This is a genomic window from Pseudomonas sp. MF08831 (assembly GCF_059862645.1).
The window spans coordinates 160163-182136 of record NZ_JCBCUX010000016.1; the positions used below are offsets into that span (position 1 = coordinate 160163).

Below are 21974 nucleotides of genomic sequence, written 5' to 3' on the forward strand. Positions count from 1 at the left end.
ATTTCTCGATTTTCCCGTAAGCCGATTTCAGGCAGGAACCCCATGATGGACGCCTTCGAACTTCCCCGCACTCTGGTCCAGTCCCTTCAACGTCGCGCCGCGCAGACCCCGGACCAGGTGGCCCTGCGCTTCCTCGCCGACTGCGCCGAGCAAAACGTTGTGCTCAGCTACCGTGACCTGGACCAGCGCGCCCGCACGATCGCCGCCGCCTTGCAGGCCAATGTGGCGTTGGGCGAGCGCGCGGTGCTGTTGTTCCCCAGCGGCCCGGACTACGTCGCGGCGTTCTTTGGCTGCCTGTACGCCGGGGTCATCGCAGTGCCGGCGTATCCGCCAGAGTCCACGCGCCGGCATCATCAGGAGCGCTTGCTGTCGATCATCAGTGACGCCGAACCGCGCGTGCTGCTGACCATTGCCAGCCTCGGCGACGGCCTGGCGCAGATCGAAAACGCACCCCCGGTGCTGAGCGTCGACATCCTGGAGGTACAGCTCGCCGAGCGCTGGGTCGAACCCGAACTGCACGCCGATGACATCGCCTTCCTGCAATACACCTCCGGTTCCACCGCATTGCCCAAAGGCGTGCAAGTCAGCCACGGCAACCTGGTGGCCAACGAAGTGCTGATCCGTCGTGGCTTCGGCATCGACCTCAACCCGGATGACGTGATCGTCAGCTGGCTGCCGCTGTACCACGACATGGGCCTGATCGGCGGCCTGCTGCAACCGATCTTCAGCGGCGTGCCGTGCGTGTTGATGTCGCCGGCGTACTTCCTTGGCCGGCCGCTGCGTTGGCTGGAGGCAATCAGTGAATACCGCGGCACCATCAGCGGTGGCCCGGATTTCGCCTACCGCCTGTGCAGCGAGCGGGTCAGCGAATCAGCCCTGGAGCGCCTCGACTTGAGCACCTGGCGCGTGGCCTATTCGGGCTCTGAACCGATCCGCCTCGATACCCTGGAACGCTTCGCCGAGAAGTTCGCGACGTGTGGCTTCACCCCGAACAATTTCTTCGCCTCCTACGGCCTGGCCGAGGCGACCCTGTTCGTCGCTGGCGGCACCCGCGGCCACGGTATCCCGGCCTTGCGCCTGGATGAACAGGCGTTGGCCGCCAACCGCGCCGAACCGGGGCAGGGCAACGCGATCATGAGCTGCGGCACCAGCCAGCCGGAGCACGCGGTGTTGATCGCCGACCCGCACACGCTGAGCGAACTGCCGGATAACCACGTCGGCGAACTGTGGGCCAGCGGCCCGAGCATCGCCCACGGCTACTGGCGCAACCCGCAAGCGTCGGCCAAGACGTTTGTACAGCACGCCGGCCGCACCTGGCTGCGCACCGGCGACCTGGGTTTTATCCGCGAGGGCCAGGTGTACATCACCGGCCGCCTCAAAGACCTGCTGATCGTGCGCGGCCATAACCTGTACCCGCAGGACATCGAACACACCATCGAGCGCGAAGTGGAAGTGGTGCGCAAGGGCCGCGTCGCCGCTTTTGCAGTGAATGACCAGGGCCTGGAAGGCATCGGCATCGCCGCCGAAATCAGCCGCAGCGTGCAGAAAATCCTGCCGCCCGAGGCGCTGATCAAAGCCATCCGCCAGGCCGTGGCCGAGGCGTATCAACAAGCCCCGAGCGTGGTGGTACTGCTCAACCCCGGCGCCTTGCCGAAGACGTCCAGCGGTAAGGTGCAGCGGTCAGCCTGCGCGATCCGCCACGCCGACGGCAGCGTCGACAGCTATGCGCAGTTCCCCGACCTGCAGGCGCACGAGAGCGATGCGGTGTTGGAATCCGAACTGCAAAGCCAGATCGGCGCAATTTGGTGCGAGCAGTTGCAGCTCGCAAACGTCGCGGCGGATGACCACTTTTTCCTGCTCGGCGGTAACTCCATCACCGCCACCCAAGTGGTCGCGCGCCTGCGCGAAACCCTGGGGCTGGAGCTGAACCTGCGCATGCTGTTCGAAGCGCCGACCCTTGCGAGCTTTGCCGCAAGCGTTGCGCAATTGCAGCAGGACGGCGGCGTTGCTCAAGGCGCAATTCATGCCTTGTCGCGCCAGGACGACCTGCCGCAATCCCTGGCGCAAAACCGCCTGTGGATCACCTGGCAACTCGACCCGCAGAGCAGCGCCTACACCATCCCCGGCGCCTTGCGTTTGCGCGGCGAGTTGGACGAAGGCGCCGTGCGCGCCAGCTTCCAGCACTTGATCGAGCGTCACGAAGCCCTGCGTACGCGTTTCTACGAGCGCGACGGTCAGGCCTTCCAGCGTGTGCAGGCAAGCGCCGAATTCGACCTGCAAATTATCGACCTCAGCGACCTGCCTGACGCCGAGCGTGAGGCTCGCGCGCAGCAGATCCGCGAAGACGAAGCGCGCACCCAGTTCGACCTGGAAAAAGGCCCGCTGCTGTGGGTGACCCTGGTGCGCCTGGACGATGAAGACCACGAATTGCTGGTGACGCTGCACCACATCATCGCCGACGGTTGGTCGCTGAATATTCTCATCGACGAATTCTCGCGCCTGTATGCCGCAGCGACGCAAGGCCAGACTTTGGAGCTACCGCCACTGGCCCTGCAATACGCCGACTACGGCAGCTGGCAGCGCCAATGGCTGGCTGAAGGCGAAGGCCAGCGGCAACTGGCATACTGGAAAACCCAGTTGGGCGAGGAGCATCCGAGCCTGAGCCTGGCCACCGACCATCCGCGCTCGGCGCAACAACGCCACAGCGCGTCGCGCCATAGCGTGCGCCTGGATGCCGGCCTCAGTGCAGCGATTCGCCAGGCCGCCCAAGACCACCAAGCCACCCCGTTCATGCTGCTGCTGGCGGCGTTTCAAAGCCTGCTCTACCGCTACAGCGGCCAGCGCGATATCCGCATCGGCGTGCCGAATGCCAACCGCCCGCGCCAGGAAACCCAAGGCCTGATCGGTTTCTTCATCAACACACTGGTGCTGCGCGCCGAGCTGGACGGGCGCCTGCCGTTCAATCAATTGTTGGCGGCCACCCGTCAGGCTGCGCTGGGCGCCCAGGCGCATCAGGACCTGCCGTTCGAACAACTGCTGGAAGCCTTCCCCCACGCCCGCGAACAGGGCCTGTTCCAAGTCATGTTCAACCACCAGCAACGCGACCTGAGTGCCTTGCGCCGCCTGCCGGGCATGCTCGCTGATGAGTTGCCATGGCACAGCCGCGAAGCCAAGTTCGACCTGCAACTGCACAGCGAAGAAGACCGCAACGGGCGCTTGAGCCTGTCGTTCGACTACGCCGACGAATTATTCGACCGCGCAACCATTCAGCGTCTCGCCGAGCACTACATCAACGTGCTGCACGCCGTGTGCGAGCAACCGCAACAGGCCATCGGCGACTTGCAGCTGATGCAAACCGACGAACAACAGCCGTGGAGTGAAGCGCCGTGCACGCCGGCGCAGCAGTGGCTGCCCGAGCTGCTCAGCCAACACACCGCGGACAACATCGCGCTGGTCTGGCACGACGGCAACCTGAGCTTCGCCCAACTGCACACCCAGGCCAATCGCCTGGCCCATTACCTGCGCGACAAGGGCGTTGGCCCGGATGTGTGCGTGGCCATCGCCGCCGAACGCTCGCCGCAACTGTTGATCGGCCTGCTGGCGATCATCAAGGCCGGTGGCGCCTATGTGCCGCTCGACCCGGATTACCCCGCCGACCGCCTGGCCTACATGCTCCAGGACAGCGGCGTACACCTGTTGTTGACCCAAACCGCACTGCTCGAGTTGCTACCGGCACCCGAAGGCGTGTGCGTGATCGCCATGGACAGCCTGCACCTCGACAGCTGGCCGACCCATGCGCCGGGTTTGCATCTGCAGGGCGACAACCTCGCCTACGTGATCTACACCTCCGGCTCCACCGGCCAACCCAAGGGCGTGGGCAATACCCATGCGGCGCTGGCCGAGCGTTTGCAGTGGATGCAAGCCACGTATCAACTCAACGACACCGATGTGCTGATGCAAAAAGCGCCGATCAGTTTCGACGTGTCGGTGTGGGAGTGCTTCTGGCCATTGATCACCGGTTGCCGCCTGGTGCTGGCCGGCCCCGGCGAGCATCGCGACCCGCACCGCATCGCGCAGTTGGTGCAGGAACACGGCGTAACCACCCTGCACTTTGTGCCGCCGCTGTTGCAGCTGTTTATCGATGAGCCGCTGGTGGCCGAATGCACAAGCTTGCGCCGCCTGTTCTCAGGCGGTGAAGCGTTGCCCGCCGAACTGCGCAACCGCGTCTTGGCACAGTTGCCGGCGGTGCAACTGCACAACCGTTATGGCCCGACGGAAACCGCGATCAACGTCACCCACTGGCAGTGCCAGGCCGAGGACGGCGAACGCTCGCCGATTGGCCGGCCGCTGGGCAATGTGATCTGTCGCGTGCTGGACGAACACCTCAACCCATTGCCGGCCGGTGTGCCGGGCGAATTGTGCATCGGCGGCATCGGCCTGGCGCGCGGTTACCTCGGCCGCGCCGGGCTGACCGCCGAACGTTTCGTCGCCGACCCATCGGGCGAGGCGGGCACACGCCTGTACCGCACCGGTGACCGCGTGCGCTGGAGCGCTGACGGCGTACTCGAATACCTCGGCCGGCTCGATCAGCAGGTCAAACTGCGTGGCTTTCGCGTGGAACCGGAAGAAATCGAAGCACGCCTGTTGGCCATGGACGGCATCGCCCAAGCCGTGGTGCTGGTGCGTGACCAGCAGTTAATCGGCTACTACACCGCCAGCACCGCACGGGACGAGCAGCAGGTAAAAACCGCCCTGGCCGCCGAGCTGCCGGAATACATGGTGCCCGCGCAACTGATGCGTCTGGATGCGATGCCGCTGAGCCCCAGCGGCAAACTGGACCGCCGTGCATTGCCGGCGCCGGTATGGCAAACCCGTGAACATATCGAACCCCAAACTCCGTTGCAGCAGCAGATTGCGGCGATCTGGCGCGAAGTCCTCGGCCTGCCTCGCATTGGCCTGGGCGACGACTTCTTCGCCCTCGGTGGCCACTCGTTGCTGGCCACGCAAATCATCTCGCGCACCCGCCAGGCCTGCGACGTCGAGCTGCCGCTGCGCACCTTGTTCGAAGCCAGCGAGCTGGGCGCCTTTGCCGAGCAAGTTGGCCTGATCCAAGCCTCGGGCCAGCGCAACCAGCAAACCGCTATCGCCAAGGTCGACCGTAGCGCGCCGGTGCCGCTGTCCTATTCCCAGCAGCGCATGTGGTTCCTCTGGCAGATGGAGCCGGACAGCCCGGCCTACAACGTCGGCGGCATGGCGCGTCTGCGTGGCGTGCTGGACGTGGGGCGGTTCGAGGCGGCGTTGCAAGCCCTGATCATGCGTCACGAAACCTTGCGCACAACCTTCCCGAGCGTCGACGGCGTGGCCCAGCAAAAAGTCGCCAGGCAAACCGGACTGCGCATGGATTGGCAGGATTTCTCGGCGCTCAATGAAGCCGAGCGTCAGCTGCGCCTGCAACAACTGGCCGACCACGAAGCCCATACGCCTTTCAACCTGGAAACCGGGCCATTGCTGCGCGCGTGTCTGGTCAAGGCCGGCGAGCAGGAACACTACCTGGTGCTGACCCTGCACCACATCGTCACCGAAGGCTGGGCGATGGACATCTTCGCGCGTGAACTCAGCGCGCTGTACGAGGCCTTTATCGACGAGCGCGACTCGCCGCTGGCGCCGTTGCCGGTGCAGTACCTCGACTACAGCGTGTGGCAGCGCCAATGGCTGGAGTCCGGTGAGCGCCAGCGCCAACTGGACTACTGGATCGGGCAGCTTGGGCATGAGCATCCACTGCTCGAACTGCCCGCCGACCGCCCGCGTCCGCCGGTGCAAAGCCATCAGGGCGAGCTGTACCGCTTTGACCTGAGCGATGAACTGGCCGCCCGCGTGCGCGCCTTCAATGCCGAACGCGGCCTGACCCTGTTCATGACCATGACCGCCACCCTGGCCGTGTTGCTCTACCGCTACAGCGGCCAGACCGACCTGCGCATCGGCGCGCCGGTGGCCAACCGGATTCGCCCGGAAGGCGAAGGGCTGATCGGCGCGTTCCTCAACACCCAGGTGCTGCGTTGCCAGCTCAATGGGCAGATGAATGTCGCTGAATTGTTCGAGCAGGTGCGCCACACCGTGATCGAAGGCCAGTCCCATCAGGACCTGCCGTTCGATCATTTGGTAGAAGCCCTGCAACCACCGCGCAGCGCGGCCTACAACCCGCTGTTCCAGGTGATGTGCAACGTGCAGCGCTGGGAATTCCAGCAGAGCCGCCAACTGGCCGGCATGACCGTCGAGTACCTGGCCAACGATGCGCGCGCGACCAAGTTTGACCTCAACCTGGAAGTCACCGACCTCGACCATCGCCTGGGTTGCTGCCTGACCTACAGCACCGACCTGTTCGACGCGCCGCGTATTGCGCGCATGGCCGAGCATTGGCGCAACCTGCTGGAAGCGTTGATTGCCAACCCGCAACAGCGTCTCAGCGAACTGCCGTTGCTGACCGCCGTCGAGCAGCGCGTGTTGCAGGACAGCCTCGGTGTGGAGGCGGGTGAGCATCGCCTCGATCAGTGCATCCATCAGTTGTTCAGTCAGCAGGCGATCCAGCGTGCCGATGCACCGGCGCTGACTTTTGCAGGAGAAACGCTGACCTACCGCGAACTGGACGCCCGCGCCAATCGCCTGGCGTGGATGCTGCGCGGGCGCGGCGTCGGCCCACAGGTGCGCGTCGGCCTGGCGTTGCCGCGTTCTCTGGAAATGGTGATTGGCTTGTTGGCGATCCTCAAGGCCGGTGGCGCCTATGTGCCGCTGGACCCGGAATACCCGCTGGACCGCTTGCACTACATGATCGAAGACAGCGGCATCGGGCTGCTGCTCAGTGATGCGGCGATGTTCCAAGCCCTCGGTGAACTGCCGGCGACGGTGGCGTGCTGGTGCCTGGAAGATGACCTGCCGGTGCTCGCCAATTACCCGGCCGACGAGCTGCCCTTTATCAGCTTGCCGCAGCATCAGGCGTACTTGATCTACACCTCAGGTTCCACCGGCAAGCCGAAAGGCGTGGTGGTGTCCCACGGTGAAATCGCCATGCATTGCCAGGCGGTGATCGAGCGCTTTGGCATGCGTGCGGACGATTGCGAGCTGCACTTTTATTCGATCAACTTCGACGCCGCCACCGAGCGTTTGCTGGTGCCGCTGCTCAGCGGTGCGCAGGTGGTTGTGCGGGCCCAGGGCCAGTGGGATGCCGAAGAAATCTGTGCGCTGATTCGCACCCATCGCATCAATATCCTCGGCTTCACCCCAAGCTATGGCAGCCAGTTGGCGCAGTGGCTGGCGACTCAGCAGCGAACCTTGCCGGTGCGCATGTGCATCACCGGCGGCGAGGCGCTGACCGGCGAACACCTGCAGCGTATCCGCGCAGCCTTCCAGCCCGAGGTGTTTTTCAACGCCTACGGCCCGACCGAAACCGTGGTCATGCCGCTGGCCAGTCTGGCGCCGGAGCAGTTGGAAGAGGGCGCTGGCAGCGTGCCAATCGGCAGCATCATCGGCGCCCGCGTGGCCTACATTCTCGACGCCGACCTGGCGTTGGTGCCGCAAGGCGCGACCGGCGAGTTGTATGTCGGCGGGGCCGGTCTGGCGCAGGGTTACCACCAGCGCCCGGGCATGACCGCAGAACGTTTTGTCGCCGACCCGTTTGCTACGAATGGCGGGCGTTTGTACCGCACCGGCGACCTGGTGCGCCAACGCGCCGACGGCCTGGTGGAGTACCTGGGCCGTATCGACCACCAAGTGAAAATTCGCGGTTTCCGCATTGAGCTGGGCGAAATCGAAACACGCCTGCTGGAACACCAAGCGGTGCGCGAAGCGGTGGTGCTGGCACTGGATTCGCCGAGCGGCAAACAGCTGGTGGCTTACCTGGTCAGCGACGCCGACCACGCCACGCTGCGCGACGCGCTCAAGGCACACCTCAAGACGCAACTGCCGGACTACATGGTGCCTGCGCACCTGATCGTGCTGGACAGCATGCCGCTGACCGCCAACGGCAAACTCGACCGCCGCGCCTTGCCGCAACCGGACCCGGAGGCGAACCGCCAACACTACGTGGCGCCACGCAACGAACTGGAGCACACCCTGGCTGCGATCTGGTGCGCCGTGTTGAACGTGCAGCAAGTCGGCCTGGACGATAATTTTTTTGAACTGGGCGGCGACTCGATTCTGTCGATCCAGGTGGTCAGCCGTGCGCGACAGGCCGGGATTCACTTCAGCCCGCGCGACCTGTTCCAGCATCAGACCGTGCAAACCCTGGCGGCCGTGGCCACGCGGTCCGAGCGGGTCAGCGCCGAACAAGGGGTGCTGACGGGCAGCTCGAGCCTGACGCCGATCCAGCATTGGTTCTTCGATACCGCGATGCCGAATCGTCAGCACTGGAACCAGGCGTTGCTGCTCAAACCGCTGCAACTGCTCGACCCTCATCGCCTGGAGCAAGCGCTGTTGGCGGTACTGGAACACCACGACGCCCTGCGCCTGAGCTTTACGCCGCGTGATGCCCAATGGCACGCCGAGCACATGGCCGTGCCGCAAGGTGGCGTGCTGATGCAGGCGCAAGTGCGCGATATGGCGCAGTGCACCGCGCTGTTCACCGACACCCAACGCAGCCTCGACCTCGAACACGGCCCGCTGCTGCGCGCTTTACTGGTAGATGGCCCGCAGGGTCAGCAACGCCTGCTGATCGCGATTCACCACTTGGTGGTGGATGGCGTGTCGTGGCGCGTATTGCTTGAAGACCTGCAAGCGGTCTATCGCCAACTGAGCGACGGCCAATCGGTCAGCTTGCCGGCCAAGACCAGCGCCTTGCGCGATTGGGCTGCGCGTTTGCAGGCCTATGCGAGCAGTGAATCCCTGCGTGAAGAGTTGAGCCTCTGGCAAGACCGGTTGGCCGGTCCTGCGGCGGTATTGCCGGTGGATCGCCCACACGGTTCGCTGCTCACTCGTGATGCCGACACGGTCAGCGTGCGCCTGGACGCGCAACATACCCGCCAGTTGCTGCAACAGGCGCCAAGCGCCTATCGCACTCAGGTCAACGACCTGCTGTTGACGGCCCTTGCCCGTGTGCTGTGCCGCTGGAGTGGTCACGATTGCGCGCTGATCCAGCTGGAAGGCCATGGCCGTGAAACCTTGTTTGATGACATCGACCTGACCCGCAGCGTCGGCTGGTTTACCAGTGCTTACCCACTGCGCCTGACCCCGCAAGCAGAGCAGGGCGCCTCGATCAAGGCGATCAAGGAGCAACTGCGCGGCGTGCCGCACAAAGGTTTGGGTTATGGCGTGCTGCGTTACCTGGCGGACGATCTGTGCAAGCAGACCATGGCTGCACTGCCAAGCGCCGACATCACCTTCAACTACCTCGGCCAGTTCGACCAGAGCTTCGGTGCCGATGCGCTGTTCCACCCGCTGGATGAGCCCGCCGGCCTGGCGCATGACTCAGAGGCGCCGTTGCCCAATGAGTTGAGCGTCGACAGCCAGGTGTACGGCGGCGAACTGGTGCTGCGCTGGACCTTCAGCCGCGAGCGCCACGATCAACAGACCATTCGCGAACTGGCCCAGGCTTACCTGGACGAACTGCAAAGCCTGATCGCGCATTGCCTGAGCGACGCTGCCGGCGGCCTCACGCCGTCGGACTTCCCGCTGGCGCACCTGACCCAGCCACAACTCGACAGCCTGCCGGTGCCGGCCAGCGCCATCGAAGACGTGTACCCGCTGACGCCGATGCAGGAAGGCCTGCTGCTGCACACCCTGCTGGAGCCCGGCACGGGCCTTTACTACATGCAGGACCGCTACCGCATCAACAGTGCGCTCGACCCGCAGCGGTTTGCCCAAGCCTGGCAGGCGGTGATCGCGCGTCACGAAGCCTTGCGCGCATCGTTCTGCTGGAACGTCGGCGAAGACATGCTGCAAGTGATCCACAAGCCGGGCAGCACGCCGATCGAGTACCTGGACTGGAGCGCCGATCCGCAAAGTGAACAGGAACCCCGTCTGCAAGCCTTGCTCAAGGCCGAGCGGGAAGCCGGTTTCGATCTGCTCAACCAGGCGCCGTTTCACCTGCGCCTGATCCGCGTCGGTGAAGCGCGCTACTGGTTCATGATGAGCAACCACCACATCCTCATCGATGCCTGGTGCCGTTCGCTGCTGATGAATGACTTCTTTGAAATTTATATGGCCTTGGGCGACGGCCGCGAAGCACAGTTGGCCACACCGCCGCGCTATCGCGATTACATTGCCTGGCTGCAACGCCAGAACCTCGCCCAGGCACGCCAGTGGTGGCAGCACAACCTGCAAGGTTTCGAGCGCACCACACCGATCCCGAGCGACCGGCCGTTCCTGCGTGAACATGCGGGCCACAGCGGCGGCATGGTGGTGGGCGACTGCTACACCCGCCTTGAGGCACGCGACGGTGCGCAACTGCGAGAACTGGCGCAGGCCCATCAACTGACCGTCAACACCTTCGCCCAGGCGGCATGGGCGTTGGTGCTGCGTCGCTTGAGTGGCGAGCGTGACGTATTGTTCGGCGTTACCGTGGCCGGGCGCCCGGTGGACATGCCCGAGATGCAACGCACTGTCGGCCTGTTCATCAACAGCATCGCGCTGCGGGTGAAACTGCCTGAAGACGGTCAGCGCTGCAGCGTGCGCCAGTGGTTGAGCGGCTTGCTAGACAGCAACATGCAGCTGCGCGAGTACGAGTACCTGCCGCTGGTGACCATTCAGGAACACAGCGAATTGCCCAAGGGCCAACCGCTGTTCGACAGCCTGTTCGTGTTCGAGAACGCGCCGGTGGAGGTCTCGGTGCTGGACCGCGCGCAAAGCCTGAACGCCACCTCGGATTCCGGCCGCACCCACACCAACTTCCCGTTGACCGCAGTGTGCTACCCGGGCGATGACCTGGGTTTGCACCTGTCCTACGACCAGCGTTACTTCGACGAAAGCACCGTGCAGGGCATGCTCGGCGAGTTCAAGCGCTTGCTGCTGGCGCTGGTGCAGGGCTTTCATGGCGACATGGCCGACCTGCCGCTGATCGGCGAGCAAGAGCGTGAATTCCTGCTGGAGGGGTGTAACCAGAGCGCGCATGACTACCCGCTGGAGCGCAGCTATGTCGAGCTGTTCGAGGCGCAGGTGGTCGAGCATCCGCAGCGCATCGCCGCCAGCTGCCTTGACCAGCAATGGACCTATGACGAGTTGAACCGGCGCAGTAACGGTTTGGGTCACGCGCTGATCGCAGCGGGCGTTGGCCTGGACCAGCCGGTGGCGTTGCTGGCCGAGCGTAACCTCGACCTGCTGGGCATGATCATCGGCAGCTTCAAGGCCGGCGCCGGTTACCTGCCGCTGGACCCAGGCCTGCCCAGCCAGCGCTTGAGCCGGATTATCGACTTGAGCCGTACGCCGTTGCTGGTGTGCACCGAGGCGTGCCGCGAGCAGGCGATTGAGCTGCTGGACGGTACCGACTGCCAGCTATTGGTCTGGGAGGAAGTGCCGGGGCGTGGGGAAAATCCAGGTGTCTACAGCGGCCCGGACAACCTCGCCTACGTGATCTACACGTCGGGCTCCACCGGCCTGCCCAAGGGCGTGATGGTCGAACAGCGCGGCATGCTCAATAACCAGTTGAGCAAGGTGCCTTATCTGGACCTGAGCTCGACGGATGTGATCGCCCAGACCGCTTCGCAAAGCTTCGATATTTCCGTGTGGCAGTTCCTCGCTGCGCCGCTGTTTGGCGCGCGGGTCGATATCGTGCCGAACACCCTTGCCCATGACCCGCAAGGTTTGCTGGCCCATGTACAGGCCCAGGGCATTACTGTGCTGGAAAGCGTACCGTCGCTGATCCAGGGCATGCTCGCCCAGGAACGCATGAGCCTGGACGGCCTGCGCTGGATGCTGCCGACGGGCGAAGCGATGCCGCCAGAGCTGGCGCACCAATGGTTGCTGCGTTATCCAGACATTGGCCTGGTCAACGCTTATGGCCCGGCGGAATGTTCGGATGATGTGGCGTTCTTCCACGTCGATCTGGCGTCAACCCAAGGCACTTATTTGCCGATTGGCACCCCGACCGACAACAACCGGTTATACGTGCTCGATGGCGCACTGGAGTTGGTGCCACAGGGCGCGGTCGGCGAGCTGTGTGTGGCAGGTACCGGCGTGGGCCGTGGTTACGTCAGCGACCCGTTGCGCACGGCGCAGGTGTTTGTGCCCAACCCGTTTGGCGCACCGGGCGCGCGTCTCTACCGCACTGGCGACCTGGCACGTCGGCGCAGCGATGGCGTGTTGGAATATGTGGGGCGTATCGACCACCAGGTGAAGATTCGCGGCTACCGCATCGAGCTGGGTGAAATCGAAGCGCGTCTGCATGAACAGCCGCAGGTGCGTGACGCCGCGGTGGGGGTACAAGAGGGCGTCAACGGCAAGCACTTGGTGGGTTACCTGGTGGCGGCGGATGAAAGCCTCAACCCGAGCGCTCGCCTGGACCGCATCAAGCAACGCCTGCGTGCTGAGCTGCCGGAATACATGGTGCCACTGCACTGGTTATGGCTCGAGCGCCTGCCGCTGAACGCCAACGGCAAACTCGACCGCAAGGCTTTGCCGACCCTGGAGATCGGCCAGTTGCACAGCCAGGACTACCTGGCGCCGCGCAACGCACTGGAAACCACGTTGGCGGCTATCTGGGCCGAGGTGCTGAAAGTCGACAGGGTGGGCGTACAGGACAACTTCTTCGAGCTGGGTGGGCACTCGTTGCTGGCCACACAGATTGCCTCTCGGGTGCAGAAAAGCCTGCAGCGGGATGTACCGTTGCGGGCGATGTTCGAGTGCAGCACGGTGGCGGAGTTGGCCGAGTACATCGAGGGGTTGGCGGCGAATGAAATCAGCGCCGAGAAGGTGGATCGGTTGAGTGATTTGATGGCGGAGTTGGAGGGGCTTTGAGGAAACCTGGAGCCCCTGGCGGTGAGCGTGCTGTGAGTCGAAACGAAAACGACTTTCAGCATTGCTCAACGCAGCATCCACATCGGCGCCGATAGGGGCCTTTATCCAGGTGGCACGTGGGTGTGCTGCCTCTCAGAGTCACGCTGGCCTGCCGCATTCTTGGGTGAGTTGGGAGCATGAATAATCGCGGCATCGACGAGGGTGCCTTGTCGCGGGCACCGATCTGTCTCGCCACCAGGCCAATGCCTCATCACATGCACACGAGCATCACTTACGAGAGGGCAAAGGCGATTTTGATCGAAAGTGTGGTTATTTGCGCCTTGATTTGTAGGAAATTGCCCTCTAGTTGCGTAGGTTATTTCCATAACACTGTTTTTATATACAGCGTTTTGGGGGTGGTCGTCTCATCAGAAGAAAATGAGCGAGAAACGGGCCGGTGGAAAAAAAAAGCAGCTTCGTTAGTTTGAGGTTATCTCCTTCAAGAAAGGAGAGTTCTTAATCAAATCAATGGAGTCGAAAATGAACCAACCACAAACCCAGACACCTCTTCGTCATGGTCGTGTCACGTCCCCTTCCAGCCGTGGCGCCGTCGCCGTGGATCTCGGCCTGCTGGCTACCTGGCAGGTCAATGAAATGGAAGGCGGCAAGAACTTTCCGGCACTGATTGCCGGTCCGTTCCCGGCGCCTTATCAAACCGACAGCGACAGCGTCACCCCACCAGCCGACGGCTTCATCCTCAGCGGCGGCAAGACCGATGCCCGTGACTGCGTCAACTTCACCAACGAGGAAATGGCCAAGAAACTCAACCGCGCCTTCACCTGGCCGCTGCTCAATGTCGACCCGGGTCAGACCTTCAAGGTCACCTGGGAATACACCGCGGCGCACACCACCCGTGGCTATCGCTGGCTGATCACCAAGGATGGCTGGGATCCGAAGCAGCGCATCACCCGCGCACAACTGGAAACCCAGCCGTTCGCCGAAGACTTCTATGCCCAGGTGCCGTACTACAGCCATGCAGGTGAACTGAAGGCCAAGGTCAATCACGAAGTGAAACTGCCGGCCAACAAAAAGGGCAAGCATGTGATCGTGTTGATGTGGATCGTCGCCAACACCGGCAACGCGTTTTATCAAGCCTTCGACGTGGACTTCAAATAAGCCCGCGCCGTTAAACCCATACGTTCTGAAGGATTAGAACATGACCAAGATTGACTTCACCTTATTGAAATCGCCGCTGAACGATGTCGCTTCGCTGATGCCCAGCATTGCCGGCAAAAAGATCCTCATGGGCTTCTGGCACAACTGGCCTGCCGGAGCGAGCGACGGCTACCAGCGTGGCCAATTCGCCAATATGAACCTGTCGGACGTGCCGAAGGATTACAACGTGGTGGCCGTGGCCTTCATGAAAGGCAACGGTATCCCGACGTTCAAGCCGTACAACCTTTCCGACGCCGAGTTCCGCCGTCAGGTGGGCGTGCTAAACAGCCAGGGCAGGGTGGTGCTGATTTCCCTTGGCGGCGCCGATGCACACATCGAGCTGCATAAAGGCAACGAACAGCCACTGGCCAACGAGATTATCCGCCTGGTGGAAACCTATGGCTTTGATGGCCTGGACATCGATCTTGAACAGAGCGCGATTGATTTCGCCGACAACAAGACTGTCCTGCCCGCCGCGTTGAAACTGGTCAAAGACCATTACGCCAGTGAAGGCAAACACTTCATTATCAGCATGGCGCCGGAGTTTCCTTACCTGACCACCGCCGGCAAATACGTCGGTTACATCCAGGCGCTGGAAGGCTATTACGACTTCATTGCCCCGCAGTATTACAACCAGGGGGGCGACGGGATCTGGGTGCAGGAGGTCAACAACGGCAACGGTGCCTGGATTGCCCAGAACAACGACGCGATGAAAGAGGATTTCCTGTTTTACCTGACCGAGAGTCTGGTGAGCGGAACGCGAGGGTTTACCAAAATCCCGGCGGACAAGTTCGTCATTGGTCTGCCGGCCAACGTCGACGCAGCCGCCACCGGTTATGTGATCAACCCTGCAGCCGTGACCAATGCATTCAAGCGTTTGTACGACAAAGGGTTGCCGATCAAGGGCCTGATGACATGGTCGGTGAATTGGGACAACGGGATCAGCAAAGACCATGTGCCCTACAACTGGGAATTCAGTCGCCGTTATGGGCCGTTGATCCAAGGCACTCATCTGTCTGGCCTCGGTGAGGATGAGGCGGATCTCGACGTCGCCAATCGGCGGTAGCGCAAAGAGACATCTGGCAGACGTGCCTGATCTCAAACAGCTGTGTTTATGATCTGATCGTTGGCTTTACGAAATAGAATCCGATGCCTGTTTGGGCATCGGATTTTCTGCGTCAAGGCTCAAGTCTTCATCAGTTTTTTATGAATTTGCGTTGCTCGTTTTATGTTGCGCAAGCCTGAAACATTCTTAGGGAAACGCCGATTACTTCGGCCCCAGAATCTTCGCCAGTTTGTCCGGTGACGGCGCGCCTTGCTGTTGCTGCAACCCGCCCTTGTCATCCAGATAGAAAATCGCCGGCGTCGCCGACAATTCCAGCTCTTCCATCAACTTCATGTTGGCATCGAGCTTGGCTTCGATGTCCGCCGGGATCTTGTCCAGCGCCTGCAATTTGCTGCCTTTACCGGCGGCTTCGTGTTCTTCCAGGGCTTTTTGCGGGTCTTTGGCGGCGAACAGCGCAGCCGACTTGCCCGGGCTGTCCTCACGGATAATGCCCACCATGATGTGGCGCAACTGCACCTTGCCGGCTTTTACCCACGGCCGTGCCTGTTCCCAGAACATGTTGCAGTATGGGCAGTTGGGGTCGCTGAACAGGTAGACGATACGTGGTGCGTTTTTATCGCCGTCCTGAATCCAGTTGCTGTGTTCCATCTTGGCCCAGACCTCCTTGGCCATCGGCGCGTACACCAGTTTTTCCAGGGGCGCGCTGCTCAGGTCTTTACCCTCGGCGTCGTACAGGTTGCCGGCAATCACACTTTTACCGTCGGCGGTCAGGTACAGCGCCATGCCACGGTTCTGGTATTGCGCGGCGTAGCCGGTGAGGCCGCTGGGCGCATCGAACTTGCCAAGAATCTTGGCGCCTTTGGCTTCGATCTGTTTGATCGGTGCCGGCCAGTCTTCGGCCTGGGCCAGAGTGGCCGCGAGCGTCAGCGGCAGCAGGGTCAGCAGGTGGCGGAGGCTTGGCATGTCGGTTTCCTTTCAGGGGCGGTGTCGAAGGGTTCCATGGCACGGGCCAGGCTGGCTTGGGACAGCTCACCGAGGTGGCTGTTGATCAGGCGCCCATCGGCTTGGTAGAACAGCGTGGTCGGCAAGGCCATGGAGCCCACGGCCTGGCCGAGTCGGCCGCTGGCGTCAAACAGCACGTTGTCGAGGGTCAGGCCTTGGGTCGCGAGGAAGGTGCTGACGCTTTGCATGCTTTCGGCCTGGTTGACGAACAGGAAGGTCACGTCGGGGCGCTGGTGCTGGGCGCGCTCCAGTACCGGCATTTCCCGGCGGCACGGTGGGCACCAGGTGGCCCAGAGGTTGATCACCAGCGGGCCGCCTTTGTAGTCGGCCAGTTGCACCACGTCGCCATTGGCGTTGCGCAAGGTGATGTCCGGCAGTTGCGCGCCTTTGTCGTACAGGCTCAGCGATAAACTGGTCAGGCCCCAGAACACTAAGCCGGTGACCACGCCGGCGCTCAACGGTTTGCGCAGGGCAGGGCGGCGCCAGCCGTATAACAGCGCGCCGAGTACCAGTGCAATCACGCCGGGCCAGGCGAGGAAACCGCCGTCGCGCAGGTCGACCATCTGCAGGGGATCGCGGCTGTAATCGCTCCAGTACATCATGACAAAACTGACGCGCGCGGCCAGCATGCCCAACAGGAACAGCGTGAACAGCACCGATTCTGGGTTTTCGCCGCCCCGTTTGGCCACCCGCCAGCCCACCAGGGTGGCGAGTATCAATGCGCTGATCAGCAGGATGTGATTCAGGGCGATGGCGAAGGTGCCGATGGTCAGGGTCAGCATCAGCGTGCGTCTCGGGTTTGCGTCCAGCGTTGCAGGAAGGCGGCGGCATCCACTTCGCCGGTGATGCGTTGGGCACGACGTTCTTCACCGTCCGGGCCGATCCACACAAAGCTCGGTGGCCCCGGCACCTTGTAGCGACCGAGCAGCTCACGGCTGGCAGCGTTGTCGGCGGTGACGTCGAGGCGCAGCAGGCGCACATCTTTCAGGGCGTCCATCACCTCAGGTTGGCCGAATACCTGTTTTTCCATGATCTTGCACGACACGCACCAGTCGGCGTAGTAATCCACCAGCACCCATTGTCCCTGGGCCTTGGCACTGTCGAGCTGGGTTTGCAGCACGGCCGGGTCATTGATGGTCATGAACGCGTCATGGGCGCTCGGTGCAGCCGCAACCCGCGAGCCACCGTAGACCTTCAGCGGTTGCCAGAGGTCGTCGCTGCCACCGGCCGCGCCCACCACCAGCACTGCGCCCCACAGGCCCAGCACCAGGGAGCCGGCGCCAAACACTTTGGCCGCCAGCCCGTATTCGCGCGCCAGGCCCCAGCCGCAGTAAGCCATCACCAGGGCCAATACGCCCCACAGGCCGAGCCACAGGCTTTCGCCGACCACCGGGCGAATCATCAGCACCGCGATGCCCAGGAACAGGAAGCCGAAGACGCCCTTGAGCACGTTCATCCAGGTGCCCGGTTTCGGCAGGAAGCGGTTGCCCACCGTCACCAGCAGCAACAGCGGGATGCCGATGCCGATGCCCATGGCGAAGAGGATCAGGCCACCGTGCAACGCATTGCCGCTCTGGGCGATATACAGCAGCGCGCCGGCCAGTGGCGCAGTCATGCACGGCCCCACCAGCAAGCCGGAGAGCGCACCGAGCATGCCGGCGCCCACCAGGCTGCCACCGCTTTGCTGACGGCTGACGTTGTCCAGGCGATCACGCAGGAAGGCCGGTAATTGCAGTTCAAAGAAACCAAACATTGGCAGGGCGAGGATCACAAACAGCGCGGCGAAACTGCCAAGAATCCAAGGCGTTTGCAGCCATGCAGCGAGGTTGCCGCCGAGCAGCGCGGCCAGTACGCCCAGCGCTGCATATACCAGCGCCATGCATATCACGTAGCTGCTGGCCAGCGCGAAACCACGACGCGGGCTCGCGCCACTGCCGACCACCAGGCCTGCCAGAATCGGCAGCATCGGCAGCGAACACGGAGCAAATGCCAGCAGCAGGCCCAGACCAAAGAACACCAGCAGGCTCCAGCCCAGGCTGCGCTGTTGCAGGCCGCTGGCCAGGCTCTGGTCCTGGGCTTGTGCGGTGTCGGCGACGGCGGGGTTGCCGCCCAGGTCCACGGTGATCGACTGTGGCGGGTAGCACAGGCCGGCATCGGCACAACCCTGCCAGCCGAGCTTGACCTGGCCGGTGGCGCCGGCCGGAATTTTCACTTCCAGGCCCTGGCGATACACTTGCTGTTCGCCAAAGAACTCGTCGCTGTGGGCTTCGCCCTGCGGTAACGCCGGTTTGTCGGCCAGGCCGTCGAACTTCATGCGTTGCTGGTACAGGTAGTAACCGTCGGCAATCTGCCAATACAGCTGGGTTTCGCCAGACTCCAGGCGTTCGGAGGTAAAGGTGAAGGCTTTGCCCACCGGGAGGAAATCGGGTTTGCTTTCAAAAGGGTTGCCCGGCGCGGCCTGGGCGAATCCCGCGAACATTACCAGTAGAAAGGTAAACAGATGCCGCATGGTCAAGCCTTAGTTTGGTGCAAGTTAGGGACACAATGTGTGGCGTTGATTAACCGATGATTAACCGGGGGCTATTCTAAAGTGAAGGGCGTGTCTGAGCGCGCCTCTTTTCACGGCATAATCGGCGCTTAATCCGCTGCACCTTTAATTCTCCCCATCTTTCATGAAGGGTTCACCATGCACGTACTGGTCTGTGAAGACGACGAACTGATCGCCAGCGGCATCGTGGCCGGCCTTGGCGCCCAGGGCTTTACTGTCGAACGCGTGGCCACGGCCGCGGCTGCACGGGCGATGCTCAAGGCGGCCACGTTTGACATCATGGTGCTCGACCTCGGGTTGCCCGACGAAGACGGCCTCAAGCTGCTGCAACAACAGCGCAGCCAGGGACTGGAGATTCCGGTGCTGATTCTGACGGCGCGGGATTCTGTGACCAACCGTGTCGACGGCCTGCAGGCCGGTGCCGACGATTACCTGCTCAAGCCCTTCGACCTGCGCGAGCTTGCCGCCCGCCTGCAAACCCTGCTGCGGCGGGTGGCGGGGCGCCGGGTCAACCTGATCGAACACGGCCGCCTTGCCTACGACCCCAGCAGCCGCGAAACCTTCCTGGGCGGCGAGCCGGTGGATCTTTCCCGTCGCGAACAAGCGTTGTTGCAGGCCTTGTTGCATAACAAAGGCCGGGTGCTGTCCAGCGAACAGCTCAAGGACAGCGTCTACGGTTTCAACGACGAACTGGAAAGTAACGCCCTCAACGTGCATATCCATCACCTGCGGCGCAAATTGGGCAACGGCATCGTCGAGACCGTGCGCGGCCTCGGTTATCGCCTGGGCACGGCCGACGGTGGCGTGGCCGATGATGGAGAACACGCCTCGTGATGAGCCTGCGCCTGCGCCTGACGTTCAAGCTGGGCGCTGCTTTCGTGCTGATCTGGCTGCTGGCGGCGGCCTGGATGCTCAACGATCTGCGCAACCAGATGATGTTTTCCCTCGACCAGCGTCTGGTGGCGTCGGCGCGCATGGTCGCGGGGCTGACCGAGCAGATGCCGGGCCTGGCCAGTGTGAGTGGCGGTACGCACCTGCGCACCGAGCAACTGAATGTGCCGGGGGGCATGGCCTGCCAGGTCAGCTCCCTGCGTGGGGAAATTCTGGCGCGCAGCCACATGACCCCGGATGAAGGCCTGGAGTCGCGCAAGAGTGGCTTTCGCGATCAAGTCATCGACGGCGTCGGCTGGCGCAGTTTCACCCTGTCACGGGGTGACTTGTTGATCACCACGGCCGACCGCCAGGTGGAGCGCGAGGCGCTGAACCTGTCGATCCTGCTGGCGGCTTCGGTGCCGGTCGGCGTGGCCTTGCTGGGTTGCCTGTGCCTGCTGTGGCTGGGCATCGGCCAGAGTCTGTTGCCGCTCAACCGCATGCGTGACGCGTTGATGCGCCGCAGTGCCGATTCGCTCGAACCCTTGCAGATTCACCCCCTGCCCAGCGAACTTAAACCGCTGCTCGACACCCAGAACCAACTGTTGCAGCGCATCGCCAAGACCATCGAGCGTGAGCGCCGCCTCACCGGTGATGCCGCGCATGAGTTGCGCAGCCCGCTGACGGCGATCAAGACCCACCTGCAAGTGGCGCGCATGACCGACGGCGCGGCGCGCGACCAGTCTCTGGCCCACGCCGAGGAGGGCGCCGACCGCCTGCACCGCACCCTGGAGCAATTGCTGCTGCTGGCGCGGGTGGAAGGCAGCCTGTCGTTTGATGACGGTCTGCAATCGAGCGCTGAACAAGTCGCACGGCTGGCGATCCAGGATGCCAACGCCGGCGACAACCGGCGTATCGACCTGATCCTGTCGGCCAACCTCACCGAGACGCCGGTGGAAATGCCGGTGGCCCTGGCGGTCGCGGCCTTGCGCAACCTGCTCGATAACGCGCTGCGCCATACGCCGGCTGATACCCGTGTTGAACTGAGTGTGTTCACCACTGCCGACACGGTGGTGTTTCGCGTGCGTGATCATGGCAAGCAGATTTCCAGTGAGGACCTGCAATACCTGACCCAACGCTTTTGGCGCAATGGCAGCAGTGAGGGCTGCGGGCTGGGTCTGGCGATTGTTCAAGCGATCGTGCAGCGCTGTTCCTGCTCGCTGAAATTCGACAGCCAGGCGGATGGTTTGCGGGTCGATCTGGGGATGCCGTTGCGGCGCTGAGCACTTTTCTTCAAGCACCAAATAGTTACCGCCTGCCTGACATTCTTCCCTTCAGGATGGCGGTAATTTTTTTGCGCTTGAGCGGGCTGAATGACTCGGCCTGTACTGAAAAGGACGGTTCTTATGTTGGTGGTCGATAGCAGTTTCCCTGCCAGGGGTTTCAATGAGCGTAACGCTGAGCCCGTGCGGCACGTGGTTTTGCATTACACCGCAGCGCCCTTTGCTTCATCCCTGCGTACGCTCACGCAAGACGGTGTCAGCGCTCACTACTTGCTGCCAGATCCGGATGACCCTGGCTACCGCGCCACCGGATATGACGAATTGCGGGTGTTTCGGCTGGTGGACGAGGATAAGCGTGCGTGGCACGCCGGGGTCAGTCATTGGGGTGGGCGGGATGATCTCAATAGCCGGTCGATTGGTGTCGAGGTTGTTAATCTGGCGCGGGATGAGGGGGGCGTGTTTACGTTTCCAGCGTATGGCGAAGAACAGGTTGATGTGCTGATTGCGTTGGTTCGCGATGTGCTTGGGCGCTATCCGCAGATTGGGCCTGCCGATGTGCTTGGGCATTCGGATGTTGCGTATTGGCGCAAGAGCGATCCGGGGCCTCGGTTGCCTTGGAAGCGTTTGTTCGAGGCTGGGGTCGGGGCCTGGTTTGATGAGACGACGCGGGGCATGTATCAGCGGCGGTTTTGTCTTGGGTTGCCGCCGGAGGTTGAGGTGGAGCGGGCGTTTCAGCGGTATGGGTATAAGCCGGCCCAGAATCGCCGGGCGTTTGAGCTGAGGACGCGGGCGTTTCAGATGCACTTTCGGAGTCGGGATTATGGTGGGGTTTTGGATGGGGAGACGTGTGCGATTTTGTATGCGTTGAATGATCGGTATCGGGGGCTTTGAGTGCGTTTTTTTGAGGGGGTTGTACATATCCGTTGCTGCGGTAACGGCGGCTTGGGGTTCCGCTCTTACAGCGGGTCACTTTTGGCAAACGCCCGGAATGCCGGCCCAGCCAAAAGTAACCAAAAGGTCTTTGCCCCACCACTCGGCACCTCGCTTAGGCTCGGTGTGCCCTCACTCCGGC

Annotated in this window: 8 protein-coding genes and 1 pseudogene; 6 read left to right on the forward strand and 3 right to left on the reverse strand. The window is 62.7% G+C overall.

Going from position 1 to position 21974, the window contains the following annotated elements; genetic code table 11:
• The first annotated feature begins 42 nt into the window (after positions 1-42).
• The 3 genes and pseudogenes from AC19YS_RS27245 to AC19YS_RS27255 all read left to right on the forward strand — a co-directional run.
• Entirely contained in the window at positions 43-12939 is a 12897-nt protein-coding gene (locus AC19YS_RS27245; protein WP_500603069.1) for a non-ribosomal peptide synthetase, read from the forward strand.
• Positions 12940-13458: 519 nt separating this feature from the next.
• Positions 13459-14094 carry a lytic polysaccharide monooxygenase auxiliary activity family 9 protein gene (locus tag AC19YS_RS27250; RefSeq protein ID WP_500603070.1) on the forward strand — a complete coding sequence of 212 codons (636 nt, stop codon included), beginning with the start codon at positions 13459-13461 and terminating at the stop codon, positions 14092-14094.
• A 40-nt stretch (positions 14095-14134) separates the two neighbouring features.
• Positions 14135-15133: pseudogene (locus AC19YS_RS27255) on the forward strand (chitinase); the annotation flags it as partial.
• A 267-nt stretch (positions 15134-15400) separates the two neighbouring features.
• Here AC19YS_RS27255 and dsbG read toward each other — a convergent pair.
• From dsbG to dsbD, 3 genes are read right to left on the reverse strand one after another with little or no spacing between them, the layout of a single operon-like run.
• Entirely contained in the window at positions 15401-16162 is a 762-nt protein-coding gene (gene dsbG / locus AC19YS_RS27260; RefSeq protein WP_106576498.1) for a thiol:disulfide interchange protein DsbG, read from the reverse strand.
• Positions 16138-16983, reverse strand: a complete 846-nt coding sequence (locus AC19YS_RS27265) for a TlpA disulfide reductase family protein (RefSeq protein WP_200625034.1) — start codon at positions 16981-16983, stop codon at positions 16138-16140. The genes dsbG and AC19YS_RS27265 overlap by 25 nt, the downstream gene beginning before the upstream one ends.
• On the reverse strand, positions 16983-18710 hold the full coding sequence (gene dsbD, locus AC19YS_RS27270; RefSeq protein ID WP_500603071.1) for a protein-disulfide reductase DsbD: 1728 nt from the start codon (positions 18708-18710) through the stop codon (positions 16983-16985). The genes AC19YS_RS27265 and dsbD overlap by 1 nt, the downstream gene beginning before the upstream one ends.
• Before the next feature lie 177 nt (positions 18711-18887).
• Between dsbD and AC19YS_RS27275 the strand changes: the two genes are divergently transcribed.
• The 3 genes from AC19YS_RS27275 to AC19YS_RS27285 all read left to right on the forward strand — a co-directional run bounded on the left by AC19YS_RS27275 (position 18888) and on the right by AC19YS_RS27285 (position 21793).
• On the forward strand, positions 18888-19583 hold the full coding sequence (locus AC19YS_RS27275) for a response regulator (protein ID WP_106576501.1): 696 nt from the start codon (positions 18888-18890) through the stop codon (positions 19581-19583).
• Positions 19583-20902 carry an ATP-binding protein gene (locus AC19YS_RS27280; protein ID WP_106576502.1) on the forward strand — a complete coding sequence of 440 codons (1320 nt, stop codon included), beginning with the start codon at positions 19583-19585 and terminating at the stop codon, positions 20900-20902. The genes AC19YS_RS27275 and AC19YS_RS27280 overlap by 1 nt, the downstream gene beginning before the upstream one ends.
• Positions 20903-21025: 123 nt before the next feature.
• On the forward strand, positions 21026-21793 hold the full coding sequence (locus AC19YS_RS27285) for an N-acetylmuramoyl-L-alanine amidase (protein ID WP_500603072.1): 768 nt from the start codon (positions 21026-21028) through the stop codon (positions 21791-21793).
• Positions 21794-21974: the final 181 nt, after the last annotated feature.

What these genes read in the sequence shown, in the direction of transcription:
- dsbD (WP_500603071.1), bottom strand. Translation starts at nt 18,710, where the DNA reads ATGCGGCATCTGTTTACCTTTCTACTGGTAATGTTCGCGGGATTCGCC.
- AC19YS_RS27265 (WP_200625034.1), bottom strand. Translation starts at nt 16,983, where the DNA reads ATGCTGACCCTGACCATCGGCACCTTCGCCATCGCCCTGAATCACATC.
- AC19YS_RS27250 (WP_500603070.1), top strand. Translation starts at nt 13,459, where the DNA reads ATGAACCAACCACAAACCCAGACACCTCTTCGTCATGGTCGTGTCACG.
- dsbG (WP_106576498.1), bottom strand. Translation starts at nt 16,162, where the DNA reads ATGCCAAGCCTCCGCCACCTGCTGACCCTGCTGCCGCTGACGCTCGCG.
- AC19YS_RS27285 (WP_500603072.1), top strand. Translation starts at nt 21,026, where the DNA reads ATGTTGGTGGTCGATAGCAGTTTCCCTGCCAGGGGTTTCAATGAGCGT.
- AC19YS_RS27280 (WP_106576502.1), top strand. Translation starts at nt 19,583, where the DNA reads ATGAGCCTGCGCCTGCGCCTGACGTTCAAGCTGGGCGCTGCTTTCGTG.
- AC19YS_RS27275 (WP_106576501.1), top strand. Translation starts at nt 18,888, where the DNA reads ATGCACGTACTGGTCTGTGAAGACGACGAACTGATCGCCAGCGGCATC.
- AC19YS_RS27245 (WP_500603069.1), top strand. Translation starts at nt 43, where the DNA reads ATGATGGACGCCTTCGAACTTCCCCGCACTCTGGTCCAGTCCCTTCAA.